The 19,809-nt window shown below is 63.8% G+C and carries 20 protein-coding genes; 12 read left to right on the top strand and 8 right to left on the bottom strand.

The window, feature by feature from the left end; genetic code table 11:
• Nucleotides 1-131: 131 nt before the first annotated feature.
• Complete coding sequence (locus NP945_RS12815) at nt 132-1,535, top strand: MATE family efflux transporter (protein ID WP_256746547.1); 1,404 nt, start codon at nt 132-134, stop codon at nt 1,533-1,535.
• A 117-nt stretch (nt 1,536-1,652) separates the two neighbouring features.
• Here NP945_RS12815 and NP945_RS12810 read toward each other — a convergent pair whose 3' ends face one another.
• The 3 genes from NP945_RS12810 to NP945_RS12800 all read right to left on the bottom strand — a co-directional run bounded on the left by NP945_RS12810 (nt 1,653) and on the right by NP945_RS12800 (nt 3,072).
• Nucleotides 1,653-1,940, bottom strand: a complete 288-nt coding sequence (locus tag NP945_RS12810; protein ID WP_127268438.1) for a hypothetical protein — start codon at nt 1,938-1,940, stop codon at nt 1,653-1,655.
• Between the two features lie 226 nt (nt 1,941-2,166).
• Nucleotides 2,167-2,625: a nuclear transport factor 2 family protein gene (locus NP945_RS12805; protein WP_127415094.1), complete on the bottom strand. Its 459-nt coding sequence runs from the start codon at nt 2,623-2,625 to the stop codon at nt 2,167-2,169.
• An 87-nt stretch (nt 2,626-2,712) separates the two neighbouring features.
• Nucleotides 2,713-3,072: a hypothetical protein gene (locus tag NP945_RS12800; RefSeq protein ID WP_256746546.1), complete on the bottom strand. Its 360-nt coding sequence runs from the start codon at nt 3,070-3,072 to the stop codon at nt 2,713-2,715.
• Between the two features lie 80 nt (nt 3,073-3,152).
• Here NP945_RS12800 and NP945_RS12795 point away from each other — a divergent pair, with 80 nt between their 5' ends.
• The 3 genes from NP945_RS12795 to NP945_RS12785 all read left to right on the top strand — a co-directional run bounded on the left by NP945_RS12795 (nt 3,153) and on the right by NP945_RS12785 (nt 5,950).
• Nucleotides 3,153-3,731 (top strand): TetR/AcrR family transcriptional regulator, encoded by a 579-nt coding sequence (locus tag NP945_RS12795; RefSeq protein ID WP_127808341.1) that lies wholly within the window; start codon nt 3,153-3,155, stop codon nt 3,729-3,731.
• Nucleotides 3,732-3,775: 44 nt separating this feature from the next.
• Nucleotides 3,776-5,041, top strand: coding sequence for a beta-ketoacyl-ACP synthase II (fabF, locus tag NP945_RS12790; protein WP_256746545.1), 1,266 nt, complete (start codon nt 3,776-3,778; stop codon nt 5,039-5,041).
• 93 nt (nt 5,042-5,134) lie between these two features.
• On the top strand, nt 5,135-5,950 hold the full coding sequence (locus NP945_RS12785; RefSeq protein WP_256746544.1) for an oxidoreductase: 816 nt from the start codon (nt 5,135-5,137) through the stop codon (nt 5,948-5,950).
• A 22-nt stretch (nt 5,951-5,972) separates the two neighbouring features.
• On the opposite strand, the gene NP945_RS12780 is transcribed toward NP945_RS12785, so the two are convergent.
• The 4 genes from NP945_RS12780 to speB form a co-directional block, all read right to left on the bottom strand.
• On the bottom strand, nt 5,973-6,620 hold the full coding sequence (locus NP945_RS12780) for an amino acid ABC transporter permease (RefSeq protein WP_127320424.1): 648 nt from the start codon (nt 6,618-6,620) through the stop codon (nt 5,973-5,975).
• Nucleotides 6,617-7,273 carry an amino acid ABC transporter permease gene (locus NP945_RS12775; protein ID WP_256746543.1) on the bottom strand — a complete coding sequence of 219 codons (657 nt, stop codon included), beginning with the start codon at nt 7,271-7,273 and terminating at the stop codon, nt 6,617-6,619. The genes NP945_RS12780 and NP945_RS12775 overlap by 4 nt, the downstream gene beginning before the upstream one ends.
• Nucleotides 7,274-7,279: 6 nt before the next feature.
• A complete protein-coding gene (locus tag NP945_RS12770; protein WP_256746542.1) occupies nt 7,280-8,086 on the bottom strand; it encodes a transporter substrate-binding domain-containing protein in 807 nt (268 codons plus the stop codon).
• An 85-nt stretch (nt 8,087-8,171) separates the two neighbouring features.
• Entirely contained in the window at nt 8,172-9,233 is a 1,062-nt protein-coding gene (speB, locus tag NP945_RS12765; protein ID WP_127269240.1) for an agmatinase, read from the bottom strand.
• Nucleotides 9,234-9,439: 206 nt separating this feature from the next.
• Here speB and gcvA point away from each other — a divergent pair, with 206 nt between their 5' ends.
• The 8 genes from gcvA (at nt 9,440) to NP945_RS12725 (ending at nt 18,219) form a co-directional block, all read left to right on the top strand.
• On the top strand, nt 9,440-10,414 hold the full coding sequence (gene gcvA, locus NP945_RS12760) for a transcriptional regulator GcvA (RefSeq protein ID WP_127808347.1): 975 nt from the start codon (nt 9,440-9,442) through the stop codon (nt 10,412-10,414).
• Nucleotides 10,415-10,550: 136 nt separating this feature from the next.
• Nucleotides 10,551-11,855 carry a nicotinate phosphoribosyltransferase gene (gene pncB / locus NP945_RS12755; RefSeq protein ID WP_256746541.1) on the top strand — a complete coding sequence of 435 codons (1,305 nt, stop codon included), beginning with the start codon at nt 10,551-10,553 and terminating at the stop codon, nt 11,853-11,855.
• A 168-nt stretch (nt 11,856-12,023) separates the two neighbouring features.
• Nucleotides 12,024-13,466, top strand: a complete 1,443-nt coding sequence (locus tag NP945_RS12750; protein ID WP_256746540.1) for a hypothetical protein — start codon at nt 12,024-12,026, stop codon at nt 13,464-13,466.
• A 128-nt stretch (nt 13,467-13,594) separates the two neighbouring features.
• On the top strand, nt 13,595-14,899 hold the full coding sequence (locus NP945_RS12745) for an ABC transporter substrate-binding protein (protein WP_128287691.1): 1,305 nt from the start codon (nt 13,595-13,597) through the stop codon (nt 14,897-14,899).
• A 38-nt stretch (nt 14,900-14,937) separates the two neighbouring features.
• Nucleotides 14,938-15,819 (top strand): branched-chain amino acid ABC transporter permease, encoded by an 882-nt coding sequence (locus tag NP945_RS12740; protein WP_127321453.1) that lies wholly within the window; start codon nt 14,938-14,940, stop codon nt 15,817-15,819.
• Nucleotides 15,816-16,778 carry a branched-chain amino acid ABC transporter permease gene (locus NP945_RS12735; RefSeq protein ID WP_256746539.1) on the top strand — a complete coding sequence of 321 codons (963 nt, stop codon included), beginning with the start codon at nt 15,816-15,818 and terminating at the stop codon, nt 16,776-16,778. Before NP945_RS12740 ends, NP945_RS12735 begins: the two co-directional genes overlap by 4 nt.
• Nucleotides 16,775-17,503, top strand: a complete 729-nt coding sequence (locus NP945_RS12730; protein WP_127321451.1) for an ABC transporter ATP-binding protein — start codon at nt 16,775-16,777, stop codon at nt 17,501-17,503. Before NP945_RS12735 ends, NP945_RS12730 begins: the two co-directional genes overlap by 4 nt.
• Complete coding sequence (locus tag NP945_RS12725; protein ID WP_256746538.1) at nt 17,500-18,219, top strand: ABC transporter ATP-binding protein; 720 nt, start codon at nt 17,500-17,502, stop codon at nt 18,217-18,219. The genes NP945_RS12730 and NP945_RS12725 overlap by 4 nt, the downstream gene beginning before the upstream one ends.
• On the opposite strand, the gene NP945_RS12720 is transcribed toward NP945_RS12725, so the two are convergent.
• Nucleotides 18,220-19,614 (bottom strand): sodium:proton antiporter, encoded by a 1,395-nt coding sequence (locus NP945_RS12720; protein ID WP_256746537.1) that lies wholly within the window; start codon nt 19,612-19,614, stop codon nt 18,220-18,222.
• Nucleotides 19,615-19,809: the final 195 nt, after the last annotated feature.

Here is a 19,809-nt window from a genome sequence, read left to right as displayed (position 1 = left end):
TCCCTCCTCTCTTGCCTTCATGTCGCGTTTCGTCCAGAAGCTGACGCAAACGCCGCGAAACCGAAGGTTTTGCCGTTTGACATGCGGCTTCCGGCTCTGGCCGACGTGCCGTAGCTGGAAAGAGCGGAACAATGTCTGCGATCGAAGCCGGCGCTCGCGCGCCGGAAAGTCTTTGGCGTCAGGAAATCAGGGCGACGCTGGCGCTTGCCTGGCCGATGGTGCTGACCAATCTCGGCCAGACCGCGATGACGGCCACCGACGTCATGATGATGGGTCGTCTGGGGCCGGATACGCTGGCCAGCGGCGCGCTTGGCGCCAACCTTTATTTCATGCCGCTGATCTTCGGCCTCGGCCTGATGCTGGCGACCTCGCCGATGATCGCCTCCGAGCTCGGCCGCCGCCGCTATTCGGTGCGCGACCTGCGCCGCACCGTGCGCCAGGGCCTGTGGCTGGCGATCCTGATCTCGATCCCGATCTGGCTCGTGCTTTGGCACGGCGAAGGCATTCTGCTGGCGATGGGCCAGGACCCGGCGCTCGCCCATCAGGCCGGCATCTATCTGCGCTGGCTCGAATGGGCGGTGCTGCCGTTCTACTTCTATATCGTGCTGCGCTCGTTCATCTCGGCGCTGGAACGGCCGGGCTGGGCGCTGGTCATCGTCTTCGTCGCCGTCGCCTGCAACGTCTTCTTCAACTGGGTGTTCATGTTCGGCAATCTCGGCGTGCCGGCAATGGGCATTGCCGGGTCGGGCCTTGCCACCTCGCTGTCCTCAGCGCTGATGTTCATCGGCATGGCTGCCGTGGTGATGCTGGAGAAGAAGTTCCGCCGCTACCGTCTGTTCGGGCGCTTCTGGCGGTCCGACTGGCCGCGCTTCAAGGGTCTGCTGCGGCTCGGCCTGCCGATCGCCGGCATTCTCGCCTTCGAGGTGACGATCTTCAATGCGGCGGCCCTGCTGATGGGCCTGATCGACGCGGATTCGCTGGCCGCGCACGCGATCGCCATCCAGATCGCCTCGATCTCCTTCATGGTGCCGCTCGGCCTCAACCAGGCGGTGACGGTGCGCGTCGGCCTTGCGCACGGCGCCGGCAATCCGGAAGGCGTCTCGCGCGCCGGCTGGACCGCCTTTGTCATCGGCGTCTCGTTCATGGCGCTGATGGGGCTGGTGATGATCCTGTGGCCGCATCCGCTGATCAGCGCCTTCATCGATCTGGGCAATCCGGCCAATGCCAGGGTGATCGAACTTGCCGTGTCGTTCCTGGTCTTCGCGGCGCTGTTCCAGGTCTTCGACGGCGCCCAGGCGGTGGCCGCCGGCATGCTGCGCGGCCTGCACGACACCAAGGTGCCAATGATCTATGCCGCGATCGGCTATTGGGGCGTCGGCCTGCCGCTCGGCGTGCTGCTCGCCTTCCATTTCGGCCTGCATGGCGTCGGCATCTGGATCGGCCTGTCGACGGGGCTGGCCGTGGTGGCCGCGCTGCTTCTGGCGCGCTGGCTGCGGCGGGATCGGATCGCGCCGCCGCTGGTGTTCGGGGGTTGAAACAGGACGGTCGCCATGTCCCGACCTTGTAGCTGATTAAGCGGCGCCTGCAGAAACGTTCGTGCCGTGAGCCGGCGCTTGGCACCGAGGCAATGAACGTCTTGGCCGAGAGCGGAACTATGTTCCCTTCACGATTCTCGGCTTGCTCGGCCGGCGGGATTGAGCTGCGCTCTCGAGGGCCTGGGCCAACCGCTTCTCGTCTTCTATGGCGCGATCGACTGCCTCGATTTCTTCCTGGAGCGCCTTCAGCTCGGCTCCGTAGCTGGAGCCATCGCTGTCCCCTATCTGAAAGCCACTTGCCCGCATTGCGTCGCGGGTATGGTGCACGTTGCGGACTCCTTCGCGTCGGGTTGCGACCAGGATTTCCCGGAACTCTCCAAGACGTTCAACGTGATTGCGAGTCATTGCGTTCTCCTATTTCGTCGTCATCGTCGCCGACGGCGATTCAGAACGGCTAAAAACTACGGCGCAGACCGTTTAAGTGAATACAGGAGATACTCTCGACAAAGCATGAGTGCGGAAGCTCAAATTTGAACGTCTTGCAACAAGTTGGAGCGCGGCAGCGGAGATGGCTCGGGAGCCGAGCCGGTCGGCGCATGGGCAACCCGGCCGTCCTCGGACCGCGCTTCTGCTAGCTTGTTATCTGTTCGGCGACAGCTTCTTCGAGGCCGGCTGCGGCTTGGGCGGCGAGGCCGCGAGCCGCCGCCTGTGAATCGTAGAATTCCTCGAGCGCATGGACCCTGCCCCACCGCAGCGTGAACACGTGGAGACCACGGTTGACGTAGGACGTATCGCCGTTGAGCAGGGTTGCGGTGCCATCCCACTGGGCAAACACGGTGGTATGCCACGGCCAGCCCTTCACCCAGATGTGGTTGACCGTGAGATGGAGAGTGGGCAGAACACGGCCGAGGCGCTCGAACCAGCGGCGCAGGGCTTGTTTGTCGTGGCGCTCCCCACCAAGCGCGTGGGCGCCACCAACCCGGTGATGGACATGCGGCGCGATAGCCTTCACCGCCGCGTCCCAGCGATGGTTGTTGACGTCGTCGAAGCTCTGCCGGATCGATTTCTCGACAAAATAGCTGTAAAGCATGTGACCTCTCTCCAAACTCATTGGTGGCGCGCCGTTCCGACGCGAGAGCCCCGGCCAGCATCGCGCGGCCGCGGCCTGCGCGTCAGGTCAGGGCATTGTCGCGTCGGCTCGCAGGGATGTGTCAGTCTCGGTCGAGACCGTCACCTCCTTACCGGACCTCGAGAACGCGTAGAGCGAGCCCGGGTGGCCAGGTATGGAAAACGCCACGGAGTCGCTGTTGGCGAGGCCCATGACGACCCGCAGCGGATCACCCCCAGTCTTCGGTGCGAAAGTGGCGGTGACCTCAAGCAGGTCGCCGTCCGGAACGTAGTAGGCCACCATGTCCAGGTGTCCCTGGTGCAGGCTACCGCCTTCGATCGGGCGTCCGATGGTGGCTTCCTCGGCAAGAGCCGGGGTTGCAAGAAACAGCGCTGCCAGCAGCGAGGCGCTCAGGGTTTTGCGGATCATCTCATTTGTCCTTTTTTAGATTGCGTTCACCCTCTATATAGGGCATAGATTACGAATGCAATCTAAAAAAGGAGATGACGATGCGTGTGAGTCGCACTCAGGCCGCGGAAAACCGCGAGACCGTGATCAATGTGGCAAGCCGGCTTTTCCGGGAGCGCGGCTTTGACGGCATCGGCCTCAAGGACCTGATGAAGGGTGCCGGGCTGACCCAGGGCGCCTTTTACAAGCAATTCGAGTCGAAGGACGATCTGGCGGCGCTGGCGTCCAGGCGGGCGATGGAAAGCGCCACCCACAAATGGTCGGCCGCGACCGCCGCACATCCTGGGAGCCCGCTCGACGGGGTGATCTCATTCTACCTCAGCATGGATCATCGCGGGGAAAAGATGGACGGCTGCCCGGTCGTTGCGCTCGGTTCGGATGCAGCCAGGCAGGGTGCCGAGGTGAAGGCGTCATTCGAAGCCGGCATCAAGGCGTACCTTGAGATGCTCGGCGGTTGGGTTGGCGAGGGCGACAGCGAAAAGACCGGCAACAAGGCAATGGCCGTTCTCTCGACGATGGTCGGCGCGGTGGTGCTCTCGCGGGTCGTCAACGACCCCGACCTCGCGCGGGCTTTTCTGGATGCGGCGGCCGATCAGGTTCGCGAAGCAGTCGCCCCTTGAACGGCGCGAGCAGTGCCGCCGGCACACCAAGGACAGGAGAGCAGATGCAACGGATTGTCGTCACGGGCATGGGAGCGGTCACGCCTCTTGCCGCCAATGTCGAAGCGTCCTGGTCACGCCTGCTTGCCGGCCGGTCGGGCGTTCGCAGGCTTCCGGACGATGTGGTGGGAGAGCTGCCGGTTAAGATTGGCGGCGTGGTTCCCTCCCTGGGCGAAGATCCGGAGGCTGGGTTCGATGCCGATGCCGTCCTGTCCGCGAAGGATCAACGCAAGGTGGACCGGTTCATTCTCTTTGCGCTGGCTGCGGCGGAAGAGGCGCTCGCGCAGGCGCAATGGAAGCCTGCCCTGGAAACGGATCGCCTGCGCACGGCCACGATCATCGCTTCAGGGGTCGGCGGGTTTCCCGCCATCACCGAGGCGGTGCGCACGGTGGACCTGCGTGGCGCCCGCCGCCTGTCGCCCTTTACGGTGCCGTCCTTCCTGGTAAACCTCGCGGCGGGCCACATCTCGATCCGTCATGGTTTCAAAGGTCCACTCGGCGCACCGGTGACGGCATGCGCGGCGGGCATCCAGGCGATCGGCGACGCCGCCCGCCTGATCCGCGCGAACGAAGCCGACATCGCCGTGTGCGGCGGAACGGAAGCGTGCATCAACACCGTCAGCCTCGGCGGTTTCGCCGCGGCGCGCTCTCTTTCAACCGGCTTCAATTGGGCGCCGGCTCAAGCCTCGCGCCCTTTCGACACATCGCGGGACGGCTTCGTCATGGGCGAAGGAGCCGGCGTGCTGGTCATCGAGGCATTGGACCACGCGTTGGCGCGCGGCGCAAAGCCGTTGGCTGAGCTCGTCGGCTACGGCACGACCGCGGATGCCCACCACGTCACCTCCGGACCAGAGGACGGCGACGGCGCGCGCCGGGCCATGCAGATCGCGATTGCCCAGGCAGGGATCTCGCCACGCGAGGTCCGTCATCTCAATGCGCATGCGACATCCACGTCAGTCGGCGACCTGGGTGAGATCGAAGCGATCAAGAGCGTGTTCGGGCGCGATTTCGCGATAGCTGTCAGTGCGACGAAATCGGCGACCGGACATTTGCTCGGAGCGGCCGGCGGGCTTGGTGCGATCTTCGCAATCCTGGCGCTCAGGGATCAGGTCGCCCCGCCAACCCTCAACCTGGGCGAGGCCGATCCGGCCGGCGACGGAATCGACTTCGTCGCAAACGCGCTCCGGCCCATGGAGATGGAGTACGCGATCGCCAATGGCTTCGGCTTTGGCGGCGTGAATGCCAGCGCCCTGTTCAGACGTTGGAACTAACCGGTTGCCAGACGCAGTCATGACCAACGCCCTTTGCCCCGGCCTCTCATGCTTTCCCCAATCCGATCCAACGCAAAGAAGGATATGATTTCCATGAACAAGACCAATCCTGGCGTCGCCCTGGTCACAGGGGCATCTTCCGGCATCGGGCGCGCTACCGCCGATGCCTTGCTAGGCGCCGGCTTTCGCGTCTTCGGAACCAGCCGTCGCGCGGCCTCCCGGCCATCCGCCGGCGTGACCATGCTGACCTGCGACGTGACCGACGACGCGTCCGTTGCGACAATGGTCGATGACGTTCTGGCCAAGGCCGGACGCATCGACCTGCTTGTCAACAATGCCGGCATGGGCCTGTTTGGCGGCGCAGAGGAGTCCTCGACCGCCCAGGCTAAGGCGCTGTTCGACGTGAACGTCTTCGGCGTCTTGCGTGTGACCAACGCGGTGCTGCCGGCAATGCGGCGCCAAGGGAAGGGCAGAATCGTGAATTTGAGTTCGGTGCAGGGGTTCATCCCCGCTCCCTATTTCGCACTCTACTCAGCGACCAAACATGCCATCGAGGGTTATTCGGAGTCGCTCGATCACGAATTGCGCCCGTTCGGCATCCGCGTTTCGCTGGTGGAGCCCGCCTATACCCGCACGGCATTCGAGGACAATCTTGCCGCCCCCGACCGGTCGCTCGAAATCTACGATTCCGCGCGCGCCGGGATGACTGTATCCGTGCGGAAATCGATGGAAAAAGGCGATGCGCCCGAAGTGGTCGCCAACACCGTTTTGGCCGCAGCGACCGATCCTGCGCCGAAGAAACGCTATGCGGCGGGAAAAATGGCGCGCCAGGTCAGTTTCCTGCGCCGTTTCGTCCCCGCGTCCGCATTCGACAAGAGCCTGCGCAAGCAGCTTGGGCTGCCGGCCTGAAATCGAGCGCTGCCTTGGCGCGTCAGCGAGCAGCCGCCTGTTTCTCCAGCCTGCGGGCGTATTGCGTCAGCGGAAAGCACATGACGAAGAAGATCAGAGCCACCAGCCCGTAGACCTTGAACGGTTCGAAGGTCGCATTGTTGATGGCGTTGGAGGTCCGCACCAGCTCCTCGAAGCCGATGATCGAAGTGAGCGCGGTCGATTTGATCAGCTGAACCAGGAAGCCGACGGTGGGTGCGCGGGTGATCGAAAAGGCCTGCGGCAGGATGATCAGCCTCAGCTCCTGCAGATAGTGCAGGCCAAGGCTTGCGCCGGCGTCCCATTGCCCCAGGGGTAGCGCCGCGACGCCGGAGCGCCAGATTTCGGCGAGATAGGCGCTGGCGAAGAAGGTAAGGCCGAGCGCCGCCGCCGTCCAGGGTTCGATGCGCAGGCCGAGCATCGGCAGCCCGAAGAACATCAGGAACAGCTGCATCAAGAGCGGCGTTCCCTGGAACAGGGCGATGTAGCCGGAGGCTATGCGCCTGCTCCACTTGTTTTTGGCGATCCTGAAGAACAGCACGATCAGGCCGACGATGCCGCCGCCGATGAAGGCGGCCAGCGATAGCAGCACCGTCCAGCGGGCCGCGAGCAGCAGGTTGCGCACGATGTCCCAGAAGGTGAATTCGATCATGACACGCCAGCCCCCAGGACGCGGCGTCCGCCTGTCACCAGCAGCCGGCGCAAGGCCATGGACAGAGCGAGATAAACCAGGGTCACGACGAAATAGGTCTCGAAGGAGCGGAAGGTGCGCGCCTGCAGCATGTCGGCCTCGTAGGTCAGTTCACGCACGGCGATCTGCGACACCACGGCCGACTCCAGCATCATGATGACGATCTGGCTGGTTAGCGCCGGAAAGATCACCTTGAGCGCCTGCGGCAGCACGATCTTGATGAACACCTGGCGGGGCCGCAGCCCAAGCGCGAGCGCTGCTTCTGTCTGTCCGCCGGGCACGGCGTCAAGCCCGGCGCCGACGATCTCGATGGTGTAGGCCGCCATGTTGAGCGTCATCGCCAGCATGGCGGCCAGGAGCGGGTCGAGCCGGATGCCGAGGCTGGGCAGCCCGAAAAAGATGAAGAACAGCTGCACCAGGAACGGCGTGTTGCGCATCACCTCGACGTAACAGGCGATTGCCCGCTTGAGCAGAACCGGGCCGTTTCGTCGCCCCGCGGCACCCAGGATGCTGAGCAGCGTTCCGGCCAGCGTGGTCACGGCGATCAGCAGGATCGTCGTGGCCGCACCGTGCGCGATGTCGCCGACAGCACCTGGAAGCCAGGCAAAGGCCACGGAAACTCAATCCTTGAGGTTTTCGGGATTGAGCGGCGTCTTCAGCCAGGTTTTCGAGCTTTCATCCAGCCTGCCGTCGGCCAGCATCTTGGCGATGGCATCGTTGACCGCCTTCTTCAGGCCGTCCTCATTCTTGTTGAGGCCGATATGCGAGGGCGAGGTCAGAAGCTGGAACTTCTGCTCCGGCTTCAGTGCGTCCTGCTTGGCCAGCACCTGCGCGCCGACATCGTTGCCGACGACCATCAGCTGCGTCTGGCCGGAGATGAAGGCCTGGATCACCGAATTGTAGTTGTCGAAGCGCTTGATGTCGGCCGACGCCGGTGCTGCCTCGGTGAGCGAGGTGTCTTCCAGCGTGCCACGATTGACGGCGATCGACTTGTCGGCGAGGTCTTCCTTGCCCTTGACCGTCAGAGCCGCCGGACCGATCACGGCGATGTAGTAGGGCGCATAGGCGGCGGCGAAGTCGATGACCTGTTCGCGTTCCTTCGAGTAGCCGACGCTCATCAGGATGTCGACGCGCTTGTCGTTCAGATACGGGATGCGGTTCTGGCCGGTGACGGCGATGGGGTTGAGCTTCACCTTGAGCGTATCGGCAATGTATTGCGCGACATCCATGTCATAGCCCTTGAGGCTCATATCGGCGCTGGCCGAGGAGAAGGGCGGAAAGTCGGCGAAGACGCCGACATTGATGGTGCCGGCCTTGGTGATGTCCGCCAGCGCATCGGCGCTTGCGGCTTGTGTGGCGAAGCCGAAACCGGCGGTGCCAAGCATCAGCACGGCGGCGATGGAGGCAAATGTCTTGCGGATTGTCATTGTTATTCCCCTGTCTGGACGCTTGTTTGTTGGATACGGCCGCCGGCTCCAGCGCGGCGGCCGCCTTCGTTCGGATTGGTAGAGGTCAGGATCCCTTGCCGGTGACAGCCGGGCTGAACACCATCAGGCTCAATATCTCGAACAGCACCTGTGCGGCGGCGTGCGCCGTGTTGGTGGTGGCGTCGTATTGCGGCGCCACCTCGACGACGTCGCCGCCGACGATGTTGAGGCCCTTGAGGCCGCGCAGCAGTTCGAGCACTTCGCGTGTCGTCAGCCCGCCGACTTCCGGCGTGCCGGTGCCCGGCGCGAAGGCCGGATCGACGCTGTCGATATCGAAGGAGACATAGGTCGGGCCGTCGCCGACTATTCTGCGCGCCTTCTCGATGATGGCCGGAATGCCGAGGCCGGTCACCTCCTCGGCATGCACTACGGTCATGCCGGACTCGTAGGTGAACTCCCACAGATATTCGGCCGAGCCGCGGATGCCGATCTGGATGGTGCGCGTCGGGTCGAGCACGCCGTCAAGCACCGCGTTGCGGAACGGGCCGCCATGGTGGAACTTGGTCATGTCGAACAGGCCACTGGTGTCGCAGTGGGCGTCGATATGGATCAACCCGACCGGAGCTTTCTTGCCGACGGCCTTCAGGATCGGGTGGCTGATCGAATGGTCGCCGCCGATCGAAAGCGGGATGACGCCGGCATCGACGATCTGGTTGGTGCGGCGCTCGATATCCTCATGGCTTGTCTCAAGCCGGTAGCGGCTGCGGAACGGCGTGTCGCCGATATCGGCGACCCGGAGCTCATGTGTGGGCGCGCATTCCAAAACGTGATTGTAGGGGCCGATGCGCTCGATGGCACGCAGCGCTCGCGGCCCGAAGCGCGAGCCTGGCCGGTTGGTGACGCCGAGGTCCATCGGCACGCCGATCATCGCTACCTGCAAATCGCCGAAATCCGGATTGTCGGCCGATATTTCGCGGTACGGCGCGGCGAGGAAGGTCGGGATGCCTGAATAGGGCGCCAGCCGCGTGCCGCTCTTGGAGAAGATCTTATCGGCGACCTTGCGGAATTTCGGGTCGAACATCTCGCCGCCATGGCTTTCACCATATTTGCGACGCAACGCGTCGAGCTTGCCGCGATCATATCCCATGTCCGCTCCTCCTGGGCTGATGCAGTGCCGCCGCGGATGACGCCTGCGAACCGACCGTATCCGGCCGGGCCGCTGTCCCGCTGGCTGCCTGCAGATTTCACGTCTTGATGCTGTTCCAGGTTCAGTGTCCGGCAGCGGCATTGAAAAATCAATTGATATTGTTAGGGTGTTTTCTGTGAGAAAATCTCACAATAAAGTTAATACCCATGACCAAGCGCCTGCCACCGCTTAATCCACTGCGCGCCTTCGAGGCAACGGCCCGACATGGCTCGCTGACCAAGGCGGCCATTGAGCTGAATGTCACCCATGGCGCCGTCAGCCATCAGATCAAGGCGCTCGAGCAGTCGCTCAATGTCAAGCTGTTCGAGCGGGCCGGCCAGCGGGTCAAACTGACACCGCATGGCGCGGAGCTTCTGCCGGCGGTGTCGACCGCCTTCGACGGCATCGCCGCCGCCACACAGCGCATGACAAGGCCGGCGAGCAGCGGCACACTTTCGGTCTCCTGCGTGCCGGCGCTTCTGTTGTTGTGGATGACACCGCGGCTCGGCAGTTTCATGGCGCAATATCCCGACATAAGGCTGACGCTTATCCCTTCCAACGATTCCAAGGATTTGCGGGCGCCCACCATCGATGTCTGCGTGCATTATGGCGACGGCAGCTGGACCGATTGCTGGATGCGCAAATGGTCGGGCCTCGAACTGTTTCCCGTGGTCAGCCCGACACTGATCAACAACCGGCCGATCCGCAGCGTCAGGGATCTCGCCGACCATGTCTTCCTGCATGGCGATGACGGCCGCGAATGGCACACCTGGCTGGCGGCCGCCGATGCGCTGGACCTGGAGCGGGGTCGCCGCCATCACCTCGGCGATGCGCGTATGGCGACCGAGGCGGCGGTGCATGGCCATGGCGTGGCGCTGGGCGACTCCGTGACGGCAAGTGCGCTGCTGGCCAGGGGCATGCTGGTCGCGCCGTTCAGCCTGTCGGTGCCGGCGGTCGACGATTTCTATGTCGTCTGCCGCAACGAGATGCGGGCGACACCGATCGTGCAGGTGTTCATCGACTGGCTGTTCGCCGAGAAGGCCGGGGATGACGGGCGCGCCGACGCCCCTGTGGCCGGCCGCATCGTCAGCCGCCGCAAGCGTCCGGCGCTCAGGGTGATGGGCGGAAAATCCGCAAGTTGATGCCAAGCCCTGCGCCACCGCATGCAGGCAGCTCTTTTTGTCGGGCCAGCCTGAAAGCGGGCAGCGTTCTGGCCGATTCGATGCTATGAGGCCTGTCGCGATTGTGGATGGCAGGCAGCGAAGGCGGTGTTGAGACATGGCTAAGACCGATATTGCGCGGCGGGTCTACAACCACACCTGGAAGCTCGACCCGATCGTGCGCAGCCTGCTCGACACGGATTTCTACAAGCTTTTGATGCTGCAGATGATCTGGGGCATGTATCCCAAGGTCGACGCAACCTTCTCGCTGATCAACCGCACGACCTCGGTGCGGTTGGCCGACGAAATCGACGAGAGCGAACTGCGCGAACAGCTCGACCATGCCCGCACCTTGCGCTTCTCCAAGAAGGAGATGATCTGGCTCGGCGGTAACAATTTCTACGGCCGCAAGCAGATCTTCGAGCCAGAATTCCTCGCCTGGCTGGAAGGCTTCCGGCTGCCCGACTACGAGCTGTCGAAGCGCGACGGCCAGTACGAACTGACCTTCAGCGGGCCGTGGATGTACACCACACTGTGGGAAATCCCCGCGCTCGCCATCATCAATGAACTTCGATCGCGCGCGGCGATGCGGGCGTTCGGGCCTTTCGCGCTCGACGTGCTCTATGCCCGCGCCAAGTCCAAGATGTGGGCCAAGACCGAGCGGCTGAAGGCGCTGCCCGGCATCCGCATCTCGGACTTCGGCACGCGCCGGCGCCATTCCTTCCTGTGGCAGCGCTGGTGCGTCGAGGCGCTGAAGGAAGGCATCGGCGAAGCGTTCACCGGCACCTCCAACGTGCTTCTGGCCATGGACAACGACCTCGAAGCGCTCGGCACCAACGCACATGAGCTGCCGATGGTGTTCGCCGCCCTCGCCGACTCGGAAAAAGAGCTGAGGCAGTCGCCCTACAAGGTGCTGCAGGACTGGCAGCGTTACTATGGCGGCAATCTCTTGATCGTGCTGCCCGACGCCTTCGGCACGGCATCCTTCCTGCGCGATGCGCCGGACTGGGTGGCCGACTGGACGGGCTTCCGCCCCGACAGCGCGCCGCCGATCGAAGGCGGCGAAAAGATCCTGTCCTGGTGGCGCGACAAGGGCAAGGATCCCAAGCAGAAGCTGTTGATCTTCTCCGACGGGCTCGAAGTCGAGACCATCGAGGAGACCTATCGCCACTTCAAGGGCAAGGTGCGCATGTCCTTCGGCTGGGGCACCAATCTGACCAATGATTTCGAAGGCTGCGCGCCGACGGAAACCAACAGCCTCGACGCCATATCGCTGGTCTGCAAGGTCACCGAGGCCAATGGCAGGCCAGCGGTCAAGCTTTCCGACAATCCGGCCAAGGCGACCGGCGATGTGAAAGAGATCGAGCGGTATCTCAGAATTTTCGGCGAGAAGGACCGCGTGGAGCAATTGGTCAAGGTGTGAGGGGTGGGGTTCCTGGATAGTACGAGTTCCCTGGCGCCCCCCTCTGTCCTGCCGGACATCTCCCCCTCAAGGGGGGAGATTGCTCCCTCATCTCTGCTTTCGCCAATCAACAACATTGCCAGGGAAGAGCCGGCGGCGAAACTGCCAATCTCCCCACCTGTGGGGGAGATGTCCGGCAGGACAGAGGGGGGCGCCGTAAAGTGCTTCCTTTCGCAAATTCTGCCCATTTGGCTCGCCACTTCATTGATCTCCCTCCCTACCCCCGCCTTCGCCCACGCCTCCGATCGCGGCCATGTCCTGCTCCTGCCGACCGGCTACTATCTGGCCGGCGGCGCCTTCGCCGTGGCCATCAGCTTCCTCGTCCTGGCGCTGCTGCCTGCGGATTTGCTCGACCGTTTCTGGCGCCGGCGCCTGCCGTTGTTTGCCCTGAGCGACGCCACCCGCGCCGCCATCAGCCTGCTATCCTTCGCCGGCTTTGCAATTCTCATCGCCGCCGGCTTTTTCGGCAGCCGCGACCCGCTTTCCAATCCTTTGCCACTGGTGATCTGGACACTGTTGTGGGCCGGCGTCACGCTGCTGCAGGGTGTCTTCGGCGACCTCTGGTCATGGCTGAACCCCTGGTATGGAGCATGGCGTCTCGCCTCGCGCCTGTTCGGGACCAGGGATCACGGAGCATGGCGCCTGCCCGGATGGGTCGGCTGCTGGCCGGCTGTCATCCTGTTCTTCGCCTTCGCCTGGTTCGAACTCATCGATCCGGCGCCCGACGATCCGGGGCGGCTGGCCTTGGCCGCCGGCCTCTACTGGCTGTTCTCTTTCCTCGCCATGCTGGCGTTCGGCTATCGCGACTGGAGCCGCAGCGGTGAATTCCTGACGGTTTTCTTCTCGATGGTGGCGCGCTTCGCCGTGGCCGAACGCAACCAAGACGGCCGGCTTGGCCTGTGCTGGCCCGGCGCCAAGCTGCTGACGGCGCAGCCCCTGCCGACCAGCGGCATCGCCTTCCTGCTGCTGGCCCTGTCGTCGGTGTCCTTCGACGGCCTGTCGAAGACCTTCTTCTGGCTCGGCCTGTTCGGCATCAACCCGCTCGAATTTCCCGGCCGCACCGCGCTGACCGGCAGCGGCACTTTCGGGTTGATCCTGACATTCGCGCTGCTGGCCGCGGTGTTCCTGCTTGCCGTCTGGCTCGGCCAGCGTCTTGCCGGCTGCGATCACACCCTTGCCCAGGCGGCCGGCGTGCTGGTGTGGTCGATCGTGCCGATTGCGCTTGCCTATCACGTTGCGCATTATCTGACGGCGCTGCTCGTCGACGGCCAATATGCGCTTGCGGCACTTTCCGATCCGTTGGCGATGGGCTGGAACCTGTTCGGCACCGCCGACATGCAGATCGAGGCCGGCATCGTTGCGGGAGCGGACTCTGCGTGGTGGCTGTGGAATATCCAGGCCGGCGCCATCATCCTGGGCCATGTGCTCGCCGTCCTCGTCGCTCACGGCTTCGCCTGGCGCCTGCACCCAGAGCCCTCCCGCGCGGCACTCAGCCAGTTCCCGCTCACACTGCTGATGATCGCCTACACCGTCTTCGGCCTCTGGTTGCTTGCCACGCCGACTGTCGGATGAGAAAAGGCGACCAGCATGCCTTCGGGGAAAGCCCGCTTGCCACGTCGGGGCTTTGGTGATTTAGTTTGTACACATGCGATTTTTTGCCTCGTTACAGCCAGTCAAAACTCAAAAACAGGGGAACTGCCGTGACTGACAAGAATGGGTTTTTCGATCTCTCCAGATCCACGCTCACCCGCCGCACGGCGCTGAAGGGTCTGGTCGCCGGCGCCGGCCTGGGCCTGGCCCCCGGCTACGTCCGCTATTCCCAGGCGCAGAGTTCGGCGCCGATCAAGATCGGCTTCCAGTCGCACCGCACCGGCATCGGCGCCGCCTATGGCCGCTGGTACGAGAAGACCACGGCTGCCGCGGTCAATGCGATCAACGCCGCCGGCGGCATCAACGGCCGTCAGGTCGAGGTGATCATCGAGGATGACGGCACCGATCCCGGCCGTGGCGCCGAGGTGGTCGGCAAGTTCGCCACCCAGCACAAGACCGACATCGTCTTCGGCACGCTGTTCTCGCATGTCGTCATTGGCTCTGCGCCCGCCGCCGGCGAAAACAAGATGCCCTATTTCGTCGTCAGCGAAGGCCATCACGTCGCCTCGACAAAGCTGAACCGCTATGTCTTCCAGCCCGGCATCACCGACGTGAAGAGCCAGATCCAGTCGATGGCGCCGTGGATCGCGGCCAATGCCGGCAAGAAGGTGACGCAGATCTTCCCCGATTTCGCTTTCGGTTACGACCATCGCGACTACCTGCCGCCGGCACTGAAGGCGCAAGGCGGCGAGGTCATCGCGCAGATCGCCATCCCGCCGACGGAATCGTCCTTCACCAAATACTTCCCGCAGATCCCGGCCGAGACCGAGGTGATCTACCACGTCATGGTCGGCCCGGCCGTGCTGACCTTCGTCAAGGAGCTCGGCGAGTTCTATGGCTCCAACCGGCCGCAACTGTTCGGCTTCATCGATTCGCTCGAAGCCACCGACATCAACAGTCCCGGCCTCGAATTCCTCGACGGCAGCCATTTCTGGGAAGGCTCGCCGCGTTATGCGCAGGCCAACGATTCCGAAGCGCAGAAGGCCTACCGCACCGCTGTCGGCATCGATGACAATGGCGCTGCCGTCGGCGATCCCAAGGATGTCTCCACCGCAGCCCACATGTTCGGCTGCTGGGAGACGCTCTATGTCGTCAAGAAGGCAATGGAAGACGCCGGCTACAAGGGTCCGGAAGACCGCGCCAAGCTGGTCGAGGCGACCGAGGCACTGACCGAGTTCGCCGAAGGCCCGCAGCATCCGCAGGGGCCAAAAACCTTCAACGGCAAGATCCACCAGTGCTTTGGTATCCAGAACATCTCCAAGGTCGAGGGCGGCAAGCTCAAGGTCGTGCACAAGACCAAGATCGAGGACGGGCTTTACGAGGCCGAGGGAGATTATACGACGCAGGCGCTGTGAGTTTGGCATTCCAGCAAGCGCCTGCCAGCGTGTAACCGATGCACTTTGGTCCCCACCTCCTCCTCGCTGCCCTCGAAGGCCTCGTCACCTCAGCCGTGCTGGCGCTGACGGCGCTTGGGCTGTCCCTGGTGTTCGGTGTCATGCGCGTGGTCAATGTCGCCCATGGCGAGTTCTTCATGCTGGGCGCGGTGCTCGCCTGGGCGATCACCACGGCCATCGGCGGTCACCCTGCGCTCGGCTTCCTGGCGGCGCTGGTGATTGCCCCGCTGATCGTCGGCGCCATTGCGCTGGTCGCCGAACGGCTGGTGCTGCGCCGGCTCAATTACAATCCGGAAGCCACCATCGTCGCCACCATCGGCATGCTCTACATCATCCAGCAGCTGGCGCTGACTTTCTATGGCCCGGAGGCTCGGCCGGTCGAGCCGCCGTTCAGCTACCGCATCCTTTTGCCGTGGTTCGGCTATTCCGGCTACAAACTGTCTGTTATCGCCGCTTCCGCGCTGCTGCTCACCGCGACATGGCTGGTGCTGACGCGCACCAGGATCGGCCTCGTCATGCGCGCCACGCAGTATGACAGCGAAACCGCACAGGCCTTCGGCATCCCTGTCGGCCGTGTCTATGGCGGCGTCTTCGCGCTCGGTGCCATGCTGGCGGCCATTGCCGCGGTGCTGATCGTGCCGATCAGCCAGGCGCATTATCTGATGGGACAGGATCCGCTGCTGCTCTCCTTCATCGTCGTCATCATCGGCGGCCTCGGCTCGCTGCGCGGCACGGTCGTCGCCGCCGTGCTGATCGGCCTCTCCGACGGCATCATCTCGATGTTCTTCTCGCCGACGCTGGCCAAGATCATTGCCACGCTGCTCGTCGCCATGGTGCTGGTGTTCCGCCCGCAAGGCCTGTTCGGGACGGCATCGCGATGAGCGAAGCTTCGCCGGCAAAAGCCTATGCCCTGCATCTCGGCGTCATCGCCCTGCTCTTCGTGCTGAGCTTCCTGCTGCCGGACTACTATCACGGCCTGCTTGCCCGCATCATGGTGCTGGCGGTCTTTGCCATGGGCTACAACATGCTGTTCGGCTATGCCGGCCTGCTCAGCCTCGGCCATGCGATGTTCTTCGCCGCCGGGCTCTATGGCGCCGGCCTTGCCGTCATCCAGCTCGGCTGGAGCGTACCAGCGGCATTCGCCTCGGGCCTCGGCTGTGGTGTTGTTGTTTCACTCGTGATCGGCCTGCTGGCGTTGCGCACCACGGGCGTCGCCTTCATGATCGTCACCATGATGTTCGCTCAAGTGTTCTACCTCCTCATCCTCTACTTCGCGACTTGGACCGGCGGCGACCAAGGCATGGTCGTGCCGCAGCCGGCGCGGGTGCTCAGCTTTGGCGCTACATCGCTCGAACTCACCAATCCGACGGTGCGCTACATGACAGCGCTGGCGCTGTTTTCCATCGTGCTGCTCGTCACATTGGCCATCGTCCGCTCCCGCTATGGCCGCGTGCTGGTCGCCATCCGCGAGAATGAGGAGCGCACGAAGATGCTCGGCTACGATACGTTTTCGAACAAGCTTGTCGCCGTCGTCATCTCCGGCATCATCTGCGCGGCCTCGGGGGCCGCCTATGCGCTGCTGTTCGGCTATGTCGGATCGAGCTTCGCGTCGGTGCAGTATTCGATCCTGCCGCTGCTGTGGGTGCTGCTGGGGGGTGCCGCGACGACGCTCGGACCGCTGATCGGCACGCTGTTCATGTACTATGTCATCGATATCACCAGCGGCTACACCTCCGCCTATCTGCTGATCGTCGGCATCGCGCTGATCCTGCTGGTGCTGTTTTTCCCGAAAGGCATTCTGGGCAGCATCCGCCAGCGCTGGCTCGGGTGGCTGCCATGATGCCGCTTTTGACCACCAAGGGCCTGTCGCGCAATTTCGGTGGTCTGCGCGCCGTCGACAATGTCGATTTCGCGCTGATGCCGGGCGAGATCCGCGCCGTGATCGGCCCCAACGGGGCGGGGAAGACCACCTTCGTCAGCCTGGTCAGCGGCCGCATCCAGCCGTCTGCCGGCATGATCGTCTTCGACGGCGCCGACATCACCAATCTGCCTGCCTATGTCAGGGTGCGCAGGGGCATCGCCTACACCTTCCAGCTCACCAGCGTCTATGCCAACCTGTCCGTTTACGCCAACGTCGCGCTGCCCGCGCAACTGACGCAGCGGCATGGCAGCCATTCCAAGAGCGCGATACAGGCCGCTGTCATGACCGCACTGGAACGCACCGGCCTGGCCGACCGCGCCCATATGCCGGCCGGGCAGTTGTCCTACGGCCACCAGCGCCTGCTGGAAGTGGCGATGGGCCTGGCGCTGAAGCCGCGCCTGCTGATTCTCGACGAACCGACGCAAGGGCTGGCCGACAGCGAGATCGACAATTTCATCACCCTGGTGCGCGAGATCGCCAAGAACGCCACCGTGCTTCTGATCGAGCACAACATGCCGGTCGTCATGCAACTGGCCGATCGCATCACCGTCTTCAATGCCGGCAAGATCCTCGCCGAAGGCACCCCCGAAGCGATCCGCGAGAACGCGGCGGTGCAGGAAGCCTATCTGGGGACCGCCCCATGACCGAGGCAAAGTCCGAGGCGCTGACCATCTCTGGACTGGACTGCTACTATGGCGAGGTCCAGGTGCTCTATGGCCTCGACCTGGTGCTGAACAAGGGCGAGGTGCTGTGCCTGTTCGGCCGCAATGGCGCCGGCAAGACAACGACGCTCAAAGCCATCATGGGGCTGGTTCCCTCAAGCGCCGGCTCGATCAAACTGGCTGGCCAAGAGTTGACTGGTCTGCCGGCGCATGAAGTGCCCAAGGCCGGCGTCGCCTATGTGCCGCAGGGAAGGCGGCTGTTCGCCGAAATGACGGTGGCCGAAAACATCGAGATCGGCCTGATGGCCCGCAGCAAGGGCAAGGCGACGCGTGAAAACGTGCTCGACCTCTTTCCATTGCTGCGCCAGCGGCTGCGGCAGCGTTCCGGCACATTGTCCGGCGGCGAACAGCAGATGCTGGCCATGGCGCGCGCGCTCTGTCTCGAACCGCAAGTGCTGCTGCTCGACGAGCCGACCGAAGGGCTGATGCCGTCGATGATCGCCAAGATCCGCGAGACGGTGTCGAAGCTGCGCGACATGGGCGTCTCGACCATCCTGGTCGAGCAGCGTGTCGATGCAGTGCTTTCGGTCGCCGACCACGTTGCCTTCATCGAAAACGGCCGCAACCGCGAGACGGTCGACGTCGAGGAGTTGCGCGCCGACCCGTCGGCGGTCCGCCGCTATGTCGGCGTCGGGTGATCAGCCGAAGAACAGAAAGCCCGCGACCAAAAATATCGGGATCAGCACCAGCCCAGACCACAGCATGTAGCCGAAGAAGCCCGGCATCTTCACGCCGCGATGGCGGGCGATGGCGTAGACCATGAAGTTCGGCGCATTGCCGATATAGGTGTTGGCGCCCATGAACACCGCGCCGGCCGAGATCGCGGCAAGCGTCGAAGCGAACTCCGTCATCAGGTGCCGGGGGTCGCCGCCGGCAAGCTCGAAGAACACCAGATAGGTCGGCGCATTGTCGAGGAAGGACGACAATGCCCCTGTCAGCCAGAAATAGGCGAGATCGTTGGGCGTACCCGAGGGTGAACTGACAAGCGACACCAGCGGCGCCAGTGCCCCCTCATGGCTCGCCCTGAGGATGGCGATGACCGGCACGATGCAGACGAAGATGCCGGCAAACAATTTGGCCACCTCCGATATCGGACCCCAATTGAAGCCGTTCGCCTCGCGGTGGCTCTTGTAGGAGAGCGGAAGCGACAGCAGGGCGAGCGCCAGGATGATGGCATCGCGCACCAGGTTCTGCAGTTCCAGGCTAACCCCGAACACGGAGAAGCTGACGCCCGGCTTCCAGGCCGCCGACAGCAGGATGGCGCCGATCACACCTGCCAGCAGCGGAAGGTTGGCCAGGCCGCGCAGACGCACCGTCGTGTCCGGCGTCGGATCCTTGATCTTCGGCGCGCCAGCCTCGCGCCGATGCAGGATGATGTCGATGCCCAGAAAAACGGCCAGCACGGCACCGCCGACGAACAGGGTCTCGCGCCAGAGATTGGCGGTCGTCCAGAAGAAGTCGACACCTCTGAGGAAGCCGACGAACAGCGGCGGATCGCCAAGCGGCGTCAGCGAGCCGCCGATGTTGGACACCAGGAAGATGAAGAAGATGACGACATGGGCGTTGAACGGCCTGTTATCGTTGGCGCGGATGATCGGCCGGATCAGGATCATCGAGGCACCGGTCGTGCCTATCACCGAGGCCAGCAGCGCGCCGACCAGCAGCAGGCCTGCATTCACCAGCGGCGTGCCGTGAATGTTGCCGGCAAGGAGAATGCCGCCCGAAATGGTGAACAGCGCAAACAGCAGGATGATGAACGACATGTATTCCGTGAGCAACGCATGCAGCACCGCTTCGGTCGCTGTGGGACCACCGAAGGCAGCCGCCAGCGGCACGATCACCAGTGCGGCCCAAAGGGCCGATATCTTGCCGTAGTGATGTTCCCAAACATGAGGAAACAGCAGCGGACCGGTGGCGATCGACAACAGCAGCCCGGCAAAGGGCAGCGCCCACCACAGCGACATCGAAGCACCGGGCAGGCCGTGGTCTTCGGCGGCGAATGCCTGTGCCGGAAACAGCATCGCGGCAATCATTGCAGCGCATGCTGCCAACAAGGGGATCAAATATAAAAAAGGCCCCCTCATCCGGCCGCTACGCGGCCACCTATGCCGGGGCGAGTCACGGGCCTCGCCCGTCCTTCGGACCCCCGCTGGGGAGAAGAGACGAGCTTCGGCGCCGGCAGCCTCCTCTCCCCTCGGGGAGAGGTCGGATTGCCCCGAATTGCCCTT

This window comes from Mesorhizobium sp. LMG17149 (genome assembly GCF_024518695.1).
Lineage (GTDB): Bacteria > Pseudomonadota > Alphaproteobacteria > Rhizobiales > Rhizobiaceae > Mesorhizobium.
This window is presented reverse-complemented; position numbering and strand designations above follow the sequence as displayed.